The following is a 13,032-nucleotide window of genomic DNA, read 5'->3' on the forward strand; positions in this document are numbered from 1 at the left end:
TTGACGTTTCTACTATATTGGCCGAACAGCTAGCGAACCGTCAACAACCTTCTTAGCATCTGGTTAAGAAAATCCATTGCCCTCTCTTAATGAGGGCAAAATTTCTGTTAATGGTCTTTCAGGGACCACTAGCAACACTTGCTCTTTATCGCCGACTATGTTTAACAGACTAATTAAACTGTTTACTCCATGACAAACAGCATCAGTCCGTACCGTTTGGCTATTGGAAAGAGTAATAAAACCACCAATAGCCTGGGATGGATTTTTAACATCATAAGTATTGGCTTTAGTATAAGCATTTTGAATTAACCAGCGAGCTGTTAATATCATTGGCTTGCGATATTGTTGGCAATCAGTCAAATGGGTATTTTTGCAAAACTCATATAAATTCCCGATCACCTCATTGAGCCAACCATTGCCACTCGGTGTTGTGGCATCCCAATAACGTCCATATACGTAAGCGTCATGACTATTGGTAATTTGCATTGACAGAATGACGTTAGAAAGTTGACGGATAAGCTCCCGATAAACCTCATCCTGATTGATTTTTGCATAGTCAATCATGGACATAAGAACCCAACTAGTGGAAATCGTATTTTTATCTCGATAATCATCACCTACAAAAAGATTTTGTTTCTCAGCTTCATCTTTTAATCGCTTGGCAATCTTTGTAGCGCCATCATAATAGCGTTGATCTTTGGTTACTGCATAAAGACGTGAGAGGGCTGAGAGCACTTGCCCAGAATAAAGAAAAGACTGTTGTTGTTTATATTGCCAGATATTGTTCTCATACTTGGCCTTTACTGTGACTTTGCCATCCTCACTAACCATAGATAATAACCAATCTCCCGCTTTTTTCGCGGCAATAAGATAAGTTTCTTCATTGTATAGTTGGTACAACTCCAAAAGTGTAAAAATCGTTTTTGCAGTGGTCCCAACAACGATGTAATTGCTCTTTTGATTTGTTTTTAAATTGTAGGAATAGTAAAAACCGCCGGCATTAGGTCCAGAGGGAACTTGCATTGATAGAATAAAATTAGCTATTGATTTGAAGTGCTTCTCAAGCTGCTGGTTGTGATTGAAATGGTACAATTTTATGAAAGTGTATAAGCTTGACGAGCTGTAAATCGTTCTTAGCTGATCTGGACGGATGTCCTCCTTAGCATTGTAAAATTTCCCATAGCCATGCAGCATCGGATGCATTAAATTAAGAAGATAATGTTGACTATTAATCAGTTGTTGTTTAATCAGTTGCGTATCAAGCAGGCGTATAGCGACGCGATTCCCCAGAAGCTCCAATCCTTTGTCCAAGTATTCAATAAAGGCGTAATATTGAGTCGGATAGTAGGCAAAGCTAACTTGGAAGCGAAATTCGGCCAGTTCCTTGGCTGTGATTTTTGGCAAAGTAGTATGAGCTAGCGCTTTTTCTGTTGCGATTTGTACTACCTCTTCGAGGTGGTTGTCGCATGCGCTACCTTCACCAATCTTATTGCCATGATAATAAATGACGACTTGAACACTCCAATTGGAACGTTTCCAAGGATTCCAACCCCAGCGCTCGTTTAACTGTGATTTTGCTAATGGCAAATGAAGAATTTTATGATTAGCTACAGCACGGACGTAAGCAATGACCATATCACGAAACTCTTGATTCTCATTTTTCGAAAGAGGTCTATTTACCGTTGAGGGTAAAGGGTGTGTAGCAGTTGAGGCTTGCAAAGGAAGGTAGAAAAAAAAGAGCGCAACGGCGATGCTTATTATGACTTTATGCATATATTCCAGCTTAATTAATGATAATTCAGGAAACATTATAAGAGTGAGATAAGGATAGCCATAGCATTTTTTGTATAGATTGAAGCTGCATGCTTTCCGCTTGTTGATTCTAAGGGTAAAAGAAGATTTTTTGCTTGTTTCATCGCATAGCTCTCTTTAAAAAATGTATGGTATACTCTGCAGTTTTTAGAACTGAAAGACCGCTGAGGAATGAACATGAATGTACAAAGCGTATACCCTAAAGTCAGGGAAATTATCGCTGATGTGTTAGTTATTGATGAGGAAGAAATTTCTTTAAATAGTCGCTTAATAGCTGATTTGGGTGCTGAATCGATTGATTTTCTTGATCTTGTTTTTCAACTTGAAAAAGAATTTAGTATTAAAATTCCTCGAGGTCAATTAGAAAAAAATGCTCGTGGCAACCTGGCGGAAGACGAATTTGAAAAAGGTGGTGTATTAACTGCTGCAGGTATGCAAGCACTTAAAAATTATTTAAATGAAGTGCCTGATGAGCACTTTAAAGCAAACATAAGAGTCAGCGAAATCCCGACACTGTTTACTGTAGAAACGTTTTGTAAAATGGTTATTTCTGCAGTTAATGAAAAAAAAGCCTGTGAAACATTAGCCTGATGCGCTTTTTATTTGTTGACAGAATTTTGCAGCTAACTCCTGGAGAGGTCATTCGGGGGGTAAAGCATATTACTCGAGAAGATACTTATCTTTGTCCCGATGATAGCAACCGATTATGTTTCGCTCCTTCTTTAATTGGCGAAACATTAGGTCAACTCGCTGCGTGGAATGTGATGGCCTTTAATGACTTCACCTTACGTCCTGTGGCTGGGGTAGTTGCCAGTGCTCGTCTACATCGATCCGTCTACATAGGCGAAACATTGGAGCTGGAGTCTTTCATTGAGCGCCTAGATGAATCAGCTGTTCTGTATAATAGTGTGGCTCGAGTTGGTGACGAGGTGGTGTTTAACATTGATGGTGCTTTGGGTCCCTTGTTGCCTATGACTGAATTTATCGATGAAAAGGAAGTGCGTCAGCAATTCAGTGAAATCAATCGCCCAGGTGAATGGCCTGTAAAAACGACCTCAGTAAATCTAAAAAACGTTCTAGAGCGTGTTGACAATTGCTCCACAATGCCGACGTGCCGTGGCTTGTCCACGGCATCCATGGATCCCGCGAACAAGTCGCGGGACGTAGGCCTTGAGATGACATGTCAACAGACCCTATGGGATGAGGCAGCTCGTCCTTTACCGGTTTTTTCGTTTGACCGCATCGTGGCCTCAGAACCTGGTGTGAGCCTTAGTGCTGAAAAGCGCATTACGCGAGCAGCCCCTTATTTTCCTGACCATTTCCCCAAAAAACCAGTATTGCCCATGACTGTATTGCTTGAATGCAAGCTCAATTTGGCTCGAGAATTTATAGCGCGTGCCCCCTTTAGTATTGACTATACAGTAAGCGAACTCCGTAAAATTAAAATGACTGATTTTATTCAGCCCGGGGACATCATTTTGTGTGATCTCAAAGTGAAAGAACAGAACGAGCAGCAGCTGATTTTAAACTATCGCAGTGAGGTTAATGGCAAACGTGTTTGTATTTTAGATGTAGTGATGACCGCGAGGAAGGGTTAATGATGAACAATAGACGAGTGGCAATCACAGGGTTAGGCGTAGTATCCCCCTTAGGTAATGATGTCCAGTCTACGTGGTCGAATTTGCTGGCAGGCCACTCCGGTGTGGCAGAAATAACCCATTTTGATGCTAGTGCATTCCCAACTCATATAGCAGCTGAAGTAAAAGGCTTCAGTCTGAACCCTGCGATTAAAGGTAAACAGAATCGCTTTATGATGTCATTTACACAATATGCTCTGGAAGCAGCGTACCAAGCCGTGGAAGATGCCGCTATTCGACCAACCAAAGAGACCGCTCATCGCTGGGGCGTAGTTACTGGCAGTGGTATGATGACGGCTGAATTTGATTATCTGCAACGGTTCCAGCAAACCTGTGCCAGCGATGGCATCATTAACTGGCAAGAACTACAAGAAAAAGCACAAAAATTCTATCATCTTGTTGATTTTGGTAAAACCACATCGAATTCAGGACTATCCTTGCTCATCCAACAATTTGGTATAGAGGGTTATGCTTCCTCTGTACATACTGCCTGCGCGTCAGGTGGACAAGCTTTGGGTTTAGCATTACAAGTGATAAGGCGAGGTGAGGCTGACGTTATGCTTGTAGGTGGTTTTGACTCCATGATCAGCCCCTTAGGCTTGTCCAGTTTTTGTTTGTTAGGTGCATTGTCGACTTACAATGACAGTCCGAGCACGGCCAGTCGTCCTTTTGATGCCACTCGGAATGGTTTTGTCTTAGGTGAAGGTGCCGCTTTTCTGGTTCTTGAAGCATGGGATAAAGCAAAAGCCCGTGGTGCAAAAATTTACGCAGAATTGGCAGGTGAAGGTAACTCGTTAAGTTCTTATCGAATTACTGATTCACATCCCAATGGTGACGGGGCTATTCAAGCAATTCGAGGTGCCTTGACAGATGCTGGGGTAACGCCCAATGATGTAGATTATATTAATGCTCATGGAACGTCCACCAAAATGAATGACTTGAGCGAAACCAATGCTATTAAGGCTGTTTTCCAAGAGCGCGCTAAGCAACTGCCGACGAGCTCAACTAAAAGTCAGACAGGTCATTTAATTGCAGCTGCTGGTGCTCTAGAAGCTGTGTTGTCAGTTCTTGCCATTCAACATGCTCAAATTCCTCAAACGGCCAATTTGACAACACCTGACTCTGAATGTGATCTCGATTATGTTAGTGAGGGACCACGGGAAAAATCTTTAGGTGTTGTCCTTTCGAATTCTTTTGGTTTTGGCGGTTCAAATAGCTGTTTGCTGTTTAAGCATCCTGAGTTTGGAGGTAAAGAATGAGCTCCAACCGTGTTTTTATTACAGGCTTAAGCGCCCTGACAGCCTGTGGTGATACTGCTGATAGTACTTGGGAGGCAATCTTACAAGGCCAAAGCGGGATTGAAGAAACTAAACAGTGGGACTTATCTTCCTGGAACCATCGCTTGGCTGGAGAATTAAAGCATTTTCAACCAGCAAAAATGTTGCCTGATCGAAAATTAATGAAAGTGATTTCAAGACAAGACGTCATGGGCATTAATGTAGCAGTACAAGCTATCAATCACAGTCAACTAATGAGCTACCGTGACAGCCTAGGCGCCAGTGATCAAATTTCTTTTAATGAGAAAACGGCCATTTATGTCGGTTCGCCTGGGAACAAGTACTTTCAACAGGAAGATTTTCTGCCATTATTAGCCAAAACCGATGGTAATATGCAGCAATTTGCACAGCAATTATTTGATGAAGTGCATCCGATGTGGTTATTGCGAATTTTACCCAATAATGTCTTGGCTTATACGGGCATTACTTATGGCTTCAAAGGTCCAAATCATAATATTACCAATCATGCAGTTGGAGGTACCCAGGCTATTATTGAAGCTTACCATGCTTTAAAGCAAGGCCAAGCGGAGCGTGCTGTGGTGGTGGCCTATGATATAGGTATTGAACCTCAGGCTCTCTTTTATTACGAAAAATTAGGTATCATCAGCAAACGACACTTAAAACCCTTTGATAAAGAGCATGATGGCACGATTTTAGCTGAGGGTGCAGCAGCGCTCATATTGGAAAGTGAAGCAAGCGTTAAAAGGCGCTCGGCTCAATGTTATGGGGAGATTGTTGGTGGGATTGCTGCAAGTGAAGCCGCTGGCTTGTTCTCAATTAATCATGATGGTAAAGCATTGGCTAACGTGATAACTCAAGCTTTGCAGGGGCAGGATATTCAACCAGCAGAAGTTGATTTCGTCGTCGCTCATGGTAACGGCAATATTAAATCTGATGACAGCGAAGCACAGGCCATTAGTCAGGTGTTTGGACGGGTTCCAGTTACGGCGTTTAAGTGGTCGATGGGGCATACTATCTGTACTTCGGGCACGTTAGATGCTGTATTGACAACGTATGCTTTGCAGAACAAATGTCTACCTGGTATAGCTAATTTTGAGAGCGCTGCTTCCTCTTGTGAGAATTTGAATCTCAGCGCGGCCCATCGTTACCTTGAAAATGCTAAAACAGCTGTGATGATTAATCGTGGCTTTGCCAGTATGAACGCTTGTTTGGTGATTAAATCCTGTGACTGACCTTGATCTTAAGATAAGTAAGCTTCGTATCTCTTGGATGGGACGTATGCTTTATCGATTTATCCCATACCGACGGGGTGTGATCTGCGCAAATATCGAGTTGGTATTTGGTGATAGATTAACGAAAGCGCAAAAAGAACGTTTAGCAAAAGCCTTTTATTCTCACTTGGCTACTTCAATTAAAGAAATCATTCATCTACGTTTCATCAGTGAGAAAAGCCTCCGAGAGCGCGTAGAAGTTCGAGGGCATCAACGCTTATTAGACATTATTGCTAAAAAACGTGGAGTATTAATCCTCACTGGACATTTTGGTAACTGGGAGTTTGCTCCCCTCGGTGGCGTTTTGAATTTCAAAGAATTCCAGGGACAGTTCCATTTTATTCGGCGTACCCTTGGAAGCAAAACGCTGGAGCGATTGCTATTCAGGCGCTACTATCAGGCTGGCTTGAATGTTATCCCCAAAAAGAATTCTTTAGAGCAGGTTTGCAATGCATTGGAGCAAAATCATGCTGTTATTTTTGTTTTGGATCAACATGCTTCGCTAGCAAATCGTGATGGGGTTGCCGTAGAGTTTTTTGGTAAGAAAGCGGGGACTTATCGCAGTCTCGCAAGCCTCGCTCGTCATACAGGCGTTCCTGTTGTTCCTGCAGCTAGCTATCGATTAGCTGATGGTCGTCATGTGCTTGAATTTCATGAACCTATATTGTGGCAGGATTATGGTGATGCGCAAGAGTCAATCTATCGTAATACCTTAACCTACAATCAAGCCTTGGAGCGGATTATTCTAGAGCACCCTGAACAATGGCACTGGCTGCATAAGCGCTGGAAACTGAAGGAGCCGGCTTAATTCTGGTTGAGATTAGATTTAATAAAGAATTGGAAATTATAGTTGTATATTCTTACTAAAAGTGCCATCAGCTTGGATTTGCAACAAAACCTTATTGATTTGATCCATTTTGGCTTTATTGGCAGGCAGAGTAGCAATACCTAACCCTTCTCCAACAGGGAAGTGTTCTTTGAGAACTTTAAGCTCATTGGGCCATTGATGATCCATATACAGGGCGCTGTAGTAATTGCCAAAAACGGCATCGATGTCTCCATTTCTTGCTGCAAGAAAAATCTCTGTGTAACGCTCATAAGGTACGATAGTAAATTGATTAAGAAAATTGCGAGAAAGGAAATCATAATAGATTCGTTCTTTTAGGACCCCAACTCGCTTTCCTTGCAAGTCACCTACATTATTGATAGAACTACTTTCTAACACAGAAAAACCAGCTTCACAAATCATATAGGGAATACTAAACAAGAATTGCTGCCGTCTGTCTCGTGTAATAGCAATGGCGCCAATGAGAAAATCGATTGTTTGATCAGTCAAGGCAGAAAAGAAAGCTTTAATTTTCATTGGCTTATATTCACAATCCCATTGCAATCGGGAGCAGATTTCATTCATCAAATCGATATCAAATCCAGAGAATATTTGAGGTGACTCGACCATAACATAAGGCGGAGCATACTGGGGAACCCCAATGACTATCTTTTGATTTGCAGCAAAGCCAAGATGACAACACAATAAACTAATGAGGCAGAGAAGTTTCATTTTCCAACTCTGGATCTAGATATTGGTTTATCTAAAAGTATAGAACTTGCATCGCGGTTTTTACCGCCTATTGTAATTTCAACAATTAACGGCAATTAAATACAATTTTTCAATAACTTATCGTGTGATTATTAAACAATGTCAGCTCTTAAACAGCCCTTTTTTGAAAAATTGAATATACTTATATTGATGGAAGGTCATTTATAACAGCAATAATATTGTCAGCTGTTTGCTTAAGTTGACCATAGGATTAGTAGATTTACTGAAGCAAGTTTAAGGAGAACACCATGGAAGTAAGAGAAATTATGACACCTAATCCAGAGTATTTGCCTACTACTTGTACAATCAGTGAAGCAGCTAGAAAAATGCAAGAGTTGGATGTGGGTTTTCTGCCTATTGGTGATAAGAAAACAGATAAACTTGTTGGCACCCTTACTGACAGAGATATTGTTGTTAGTTGTCTCGCTAAAGGGAAGGATCTTAGTACACCCGTACAAAGTATCATGCATAAAGGGGTGCTTTATTGTTTCGAAAATGATGATATCAAGAAAGCAACAAGATATATGAAGGATCATCAGATTCGTCGCCTCATTGTGTTAAATAAAAATAAACGATTAACAGGGGTGCTTTCTTTAGCGGATTTAGAAAAAATCTCAAAACATTAATAGGCTATTTAAGTGTAAGATGCTAACCAAATTGTGGGAGTTTTTGTCATCTTTAAAATTACAAGCATCATCAGAGGTAGTTTTAAGTTAAACTCACACAATGGATGGCGGCCTAACGCCTTGGAGGAAGAATGATAGCAGGACAATTCCATGCTATCATTCTTCCTTTTAGTTTGTTCAGAATTGGATTTTCTAATTATTATTGAAGTAGGCTGTCCCATGTTTTATAGAAAAATGTTGAAATCAAAAATCCATCGCGCCCAGGTTACTCATGCAGATTTGGAATATGAAGGGAGCATCACCATCGCGCCAGAGTTATTAGCCGCAGCAGATATTTTACCTAATGAAGCTGTCAATGTATGGAATGTAACGGCAGGTACGCGCTTCGAGACCTATGCAATCGCCGGAGAAAAGAATTCGACGAGCATTTGTGTTAATGGTGCAGCAGCCCATTTAGTGACACCAGGCGATATTATAATTATTGCTTCATTTATTCAAATCCAAGAAGAATTTTGCCATCAGCATAAACCTATTGTGATATTTGTGGATGAGCGCAATCAATTAAAAGAAGTTAGACCGGAAATTATCGGTTGTCAGCCAGCTTGACTCAATTATCCTCTGGTTTGACGAAGAGCCTTTGCACTGATTTCTGGATTCCTCGGTTAGCCCACTGCCTGCATCAAGAATAACATCACCCAAGCTTTCTCCATATATTATGCTAGATGGTTTATTCGCCGATCATTTTCAAAAGGAGCTGAAGATGTTACTGTCTAAAGTGGAGTGCTCAAGATATGGAAATTTATTGGGGGATACTTATGACAGTAAATAACAACCTAAGCATGATAAAAGATCTTCTGAAATTAACCTGGAATGAAGGAAATAAGTTTTACAGCAAATATATACCTGGATTTTTTGTCCCTTACCGTGATACTAAAGACACCGCGATTACCCTAAGTGCCCCTATATGTGCCCCCTTGCTCTTAGGCGTTTTGAGTGCATTAGCTGCGCTAATCGTAGCACTGGCTATTACCATTTGTCTGCTAGCTTATATCGTTGCTGGTAGTGCTGCTTTATTCGGCAAGGATAAGTTTGCTAGAGAATCTCTTGATATTGCAGATGTTGCTGGCGTGGCAGTTGGTGTATCTGTCGTTTTAACCCCTAGTTTTGTTTTAGCGACTCTACTGTCGCTGCCCGCAAGCCTCATCAACATATTTACGCGTGCTGGGGCTACCTTCTGTGGGGAGTCTGGTGCGATTGTAGCAGATAAAAGCAGAGAAACGACTTTAGTACCTTAAACGAAGTGGCCAGGGTAGCAAGATTATCTTGGCCAGTTTAAAGTGAACGGTAATAATATATGGAGGTGTTCTCGACGCTGGTACTTCTTAATGCAGGAGAAGAAAAATGAAATCATCAACAGCATTAAAATGGTTAAAATTTGCTTTATTCATTACGGGTGTAATATTTGTTTTTGCAATTTACCCCCTTACCGTTATTTGGCCTGCTGGTTGGGCCTGGCATTCAGAGGGGGTATCGCTCTATCTGCAAATGATTCTTGGAATTTATGCAACACTGGGTGTTTTTCTGATAATTGCATCCAAGAACCCTTTAAAGCATCTTAGCTTGATTTGGTTCACTGTGTGGTCGAGTATCATTCATGGTGTAATCATGATGATTCAGTCCCTTTATTACCCTATGCATATAAAGCATTTGCTTGGTGATGTTCCTGCTCTCTTTTTAGTTGCGTTCATTCTTGGTCTGTTAACCTGGCAGGCTGACAGGAGCAAGCATCATTGAGCAGGGTAATGGTTAAGACATATTAACTGAGTCTTGGTTTTTCTTCTTGCTGCTTTAACCAATGAATAATTTCTTTTTTTGTTTCTTCTAAGACAGCAATTAATTGTTGATACAACTTGTTTAAAAGTCGACTATGACCTGCTTGGCTATAACGTTCCAGGTACTGACAGGCATATTGCCATCTAGTGGTCCCACAATACAAGGCACCGCTTTTCATTTTATGAGCAATTTTTTCTACATTTGTCCAATCCCCATCCCTATAGGCTTTCTGTATCTCGCTTTGATCCTTCGGAATCACTTCTTCTATCATTAGATTTAAGAGTTCCTTGAGTAAATTAATATCCCCGAGATTTGTAATGCCTTGCTTCAGATTAAAGAGTGGGAAGTTATCTAAAGCAAAAAGTTCATCTTCATTCTCGGGCATCTCATGATCAGACTCCATAGGGATTGGTTCTTTCTGGCTATAGGGAATGACCAAGGTTGAAATAATTTCCTTCATCGTTTGTAAATTAATTGGTTTGGCAAATACTTGATTCATACCTGCTTCTAAACACTCATAAGCCGAACTTGCTAATGAATGAGCTGTAAGACCGACAATTGGCGTGGCCTGTTTTTTGCTGGCTTGTTCCCAGTGACGAATGTAAATGGTCATTTCAATTCCTGACATGCCAGGTAAACCAATATCAGTGACAATTAAATCAAAATGTTTTGTTTTGGCTAACTCCAGAGCTTTTTCTCCGTCCAATGTGGACGTGAATTTACATCCAGCTTGTTTAGTGATGGATTCAAGTAAACGTAGCGCGATAATATTGTCTTCCACTAAAAGCAAATGGGGTGCTTGTGTTTGCTGTAAAATCGGAGCTTCCTTTATCGCTTTGGAGTTCGCACTAATATTGAGATGCTTCTCATTCCGGTCTCCCATGTCGATAGAATTAAAATCAAGAGTAGGGCTGATGGAGTGGGTTTTTGGAAATAAAGAACACTCCATCCAGTAACGCTTGATACTAGATATGGGGAATTTTGCCGAAAAATGGCTTATCTTATCGATACTTAATTTATTTATTCTCTTTTCTTCAAACATTATGATGTTACATAAACAGAGGTATATTAAAATATTAGCAAAGGGTTAACTCTTTGCTCGAACAAGAGGATTAAATCATGTTTATTCATGAAGGCCAACCTCTTGATAAAAATTGGTGGTTTTTTGTCTGTAATGTGCCCAATGAATGCATAAATAAGACAAGATAGTGAGCGCCTCATCCTTCAATTAAAGCAATTAATTTTGCTAACTGTGGATCCTTCCCTTCGTCTTTAAAGACTAGAGATATTTATTTTCAAAAAATATTGGATTTACTTCGAAAATTGGCTTCCTTACAGTACAATCCACAGCGTTTGAGTTTAAAGGAAGGATACAAATGAAAAAGTTATTAACTTTAGCGATTGTGATATTAAGTTTCAGCGTTCATGCAGCAGAATTAGCTTCTTTCGCAGATATTGCGACAGCAATTAAAAACGGCAAGCAATTAAGCTTTGTTTGGGCAATCAAAGAATGTACTTCTGAGCAAACTCTACCAAATAGCATTACGTCCGTAAGACCGAATGCTGTCATGCTGATTGCTGATCAACGAATTACTGCTTCAGATAGACATTTTACCCTCAACGATCCCTCTTTGCCTGATACTCCCGCATTTGGCTATAGTAAATTTAACTTACAAGCAAATGGTCATGCGACACTTAATATTACACTCATGCGTGCCCAAGATTATAGTAAGGTTAAAACATATCAAATAGAGTGTGAGTTAGGTAAGGGTTTGACGATATTTGATTAGAATTCAACTCGCCGTAATGGAGATTCGAAATCGTTTAACCTAATGGCAGAGAACTAACCTATTTTTATGACGATTTTACCCCATAACTCGTCTGTCTCCATCATCTCATGAGCTTGGCGTGCCTCTTTAAGAGTTAAAGTTTTAGCAATTTTATGCGGGCTGGTTTGCTCTAGTAGGGTATTGATTTTTGGAGCAGTGAGCTTCATTTCATCAAGGGTCGCATTCGTAATTGCAAATCCGCGAATTGAAGCATCTCTTGTATATAATTCACCGATAGGCAATATTGCCTCCATACCTGCGCCAGCCATTAAAATATAACGACCCTTATGAGCCAATAATGGTAAGCTTTGTTTAAAATCATGAATACGAGAAGTATTCCAAAAAACATCAATTCCTTGGGGGGCAAGTTGCATAAGTATGGCTTTGAGATCTTCTCTATAATCCAGGACTTCGTCTGCACCTAGCTGATAACAATAATTCATTTTTTCTTGACCACTAGTGCTTGTAATGACCCTTGCTCCAAATGATTTGGCAACTTGTGTGACTGCAGCACCGATACTGCCGGCTGCTCCCTGAATATAGATGGTTTCGTTCTTTTTAAGTTTTGCCTCGCGCTCCAAACCTAATAGAGCGGTAAAAAAAGAATGTAAGACAATGATTGCTGTAAGAGGATCAACGTTCCTGGGTAAATGAAAGAGGGTATCTTCAGATGCTGCGACATACTCTGCAAACGTTCCTTGCCGCCCATGGATCCCTTGGCAATTGGACCAAACATAATCTCCGGGTTTAAAATCGGTTACTCGTTCTCCTATTTGTACGACTTCACCACACAAGTCACGACCAATAATAAAAGGCTTAGGGAGAGGCTGCGGGTATTTTCCTGAACGAATATAACAATCTACATGATTTACAGTGGTATAAATAACTTTTACCAATACTTCGCTTGGTGCAAGCATGGGAAGAGGTAAGTCACCGATTAGGATGTTCTCACTTCCTCCGACGTGTTCGATGTATGCAGCCTTCATTATTTCTTCCTCTATAAATAACACAGCTCTTACTAATTTTAGATGAAGCTGAATGGATTGATTTTCAAATCATCATAAACCTGCTCCCCAAAGAACCTCCTCCTTTTTCCCCAGAAATGGGGAGAAGGTGCCCCAAAGGGCGG

Annotated in this window: 14 protein-coding genes; 10 read left to right on the plus strand and 4 right to left on the minus strand. The window is 40.6% G+C overall.

The window, feature by feature from the left end; genetic code table 11:
- Positions 1-63 precede the first annotated feature (63 nt).
- A complete protein-coding gene (locus tag CKV79_RS13965) occupies positions 64-1,773 on the minus strand; it encodes a glycoside hydrolase family 76 protein (protein WP_231950168.1) in 1,710 nt (569 codons plus the stop codon).
- Between the two features lie 216 nt (positions 1,774-1,989).
- Between CKV79_RS13965 and CKV79_RS01330 the strand changes: the two genes are divergently transcribed.
- From CKV79_RS01330 to CKV79_RS01350, 5 genes are read left to right on the plus strand one after another with little or no spacing between them, the layout of a single operon-like run.
- Positions 1,990-2,403, plus strand: coding sequence for an acyl carrier protein (locus CKV79_RS01330; protein ID WP_028373308.1), 414 nt, complete (start codon positions 1,990-1,992; stop codon positions 2,401-2,403).
- Positions 2,403-3,410, plus strand: a complete 1,008-nt coding sequence (locus tag CKV79_RS01335) for a hotdog family protein (RefSeq protein ID WP_028373309.1) — start codon at positions 2,403-2,405, stop codon at positions 3,408-3,410. The genes CKV79_RS01330 and CKV79_RS01335 overlap by 1 nt, the downstream gene beginning before the upstream one ends.
- A gap of 2 nt (positions 3,411-3,412) precedes the next feature.
- Positions 3,413-4,708, plus strand: coding sequence for a beta-ketoacyl-[acyl-carrier-protein] synthase family protein (locus CKV79_RS01340; RefSeq protein WP_028373310.1), 1,296 nt, complete (start codon positions 3,413-3,415; stop codon positions 4,706-4,708).
- Entirely contained in the window at positions 4,705-5,979 is a 1,275-nt protein-coding gene (locus CKV79_RS01345) for a beta-ketoacyl-[acyl-carrier-protein] synthase family protein (protein WP_028373311.1), read from the plus strand. The genes CKV79_RS01340 and CKV79_RS01345 overlap by 4 nt, the downstream gene beginning before the upstream one ends.
- Positions 5,972-6,826: a lysophospholipid acyltransferase family protein gene (locus CKV79_RS01350; RefSeq protein WP_028373312.1), complete on the plus strand. Its 855-nt coding sequence runs from the start codon at positions 5,972-5,974 to the stop codon at positions 6,824-6,826. Before CKV79_RS01345 ends, CKV79_RS01350 begins: the two co-directional genes overlap by 8 nt.
- Before the next feature lie 36 nt (positions 6,827-6,862).
- Here the strand turns inward: CKV79_RS01350 and CKV79_RS01355 are convergent, their stop codons facing one another.
- A complete protein-coding gene (locus CKV79_RS01355) occupies positions 6,863-7,576 on the minus strand; it encodes a transporter substrate-binding domain-containing protein (protein WP_028373313.1) in 714 nt (237 codons plus the stop codon).
- 287 nt (positions 7,577-7,863) lie between these two features.
- Here CKV79_RS01355 and CKV79_RS01360 point away from each other — a divergent pair, with 287 nt between their 5' ends.
- The 4 genes from CKV79_RS01360 to CKV79_RS01375 all read left to right on the plus strand — a co-directional run bounded on the left by CKV79_RS01360 (position 7,864) and on the right by CKV79_RS01375 (position 10,035).
- Positions 7,864-8,241 carry a CBS domain-containing protein gene (locus CKV79_RS01360; RefSeq protein ID WP_051546160.1) on the plus strand — a complete coding sequence of 126 codons (378 nt, stop codon included), beginning with the start codon at positions 7,864-7,866 and terminating at the stop codon, positions 8,239-8,241.
- 219 nt (positions 8,242-8,460) lie between these two features.
- Entirely contained in the window at positions 8,461-8,847 is a 387-nt protein-coding gene (gene panD, locus CKV79_RS01365) for an aspartate 1-decarboxylase (protein ID WP_028373314.1), read from the plus strand.
- 185 nt (positions 8,848-9,032) lie between these two features.
- Positions 9,033-9,536: a hypothetical protein gene (locus CKV79_RS01370; protein ID WP_028373315.1), complete on the plus strand. Its 504-nt coding sequence runs from the start codon at positions 9,033-9,035 to the stop codon at positions 9,534-9,536.
- 106 nt (positions 9,537-9,642) lie between these two features.
- Complete coding sequence (locus CKV79_RS01375; protein ID WP_028373316.1) at positions 9,643-10,035, plus strand: DUF6632 domain-containing protein; 393 nt, start codon at positions 9,643-9,645, stop codon at positions 10,033-10,035.
- Between the two features lie 22 nt (positions 10,036-10,057).
- On the opposite strand, the gene CKV79_RS01380 is transcribed toward CKV79_RS01375, so the two are convergent.
- A complete protein-coding gene (locus CKV79_RS01380) occupies positions 10,058-11,116 on the minus strand; it encodes a response regulator (protein ID WP_028373317.1) in 1,059 nt (352 codons plus the stop codon).
- 334 nt (positions 11,117-11,450) lie between these two features.
- Here CKV79_RS01380 and CKV79_RS01385 point away from each other — a divergent pair, with 334 nt between their 5' ends.
- A complete protein-coding gene (locus tag CKV79_RS01385) occupies positions 11,451-11,864 on the plus strand; it encodes a VirK family protein (protein WP_028373318.1) in 414 nt (137 codons plus the stop codon).
- 53 nt (positions 11,865-11,917) lie between these two features.
- On the opposite strand, the gene CKV79_RS01390 is transcribed toward CKV79_RS01385, so the two are convergent.
- The gene (locus CKV79_RS01390; protein WP_028373319.1) at positions 11,918-12,889 is read right to left on the minus strand and encodes an NADPH:quinone reductase; all 972 of its coding nucleotides are present in this window, start codon (positions 12,887-12,889) and stop codon (positions 11,918-11,920) included.
- Between the last annotated feature and the right edge of the window lie 143 nt (positions 12,890-13,032).

The sequence above is a fragment of the Legionella lansingensis genome, from assembly GCF_900187355.1.
GTDB classification, from domain to species: domain Bacteria; phylum Pseudomonadota; class Gammaproteobacteria; order Legionellales; family Legionellaceae; genus Tatlockia; species Tatlockia lansingensis.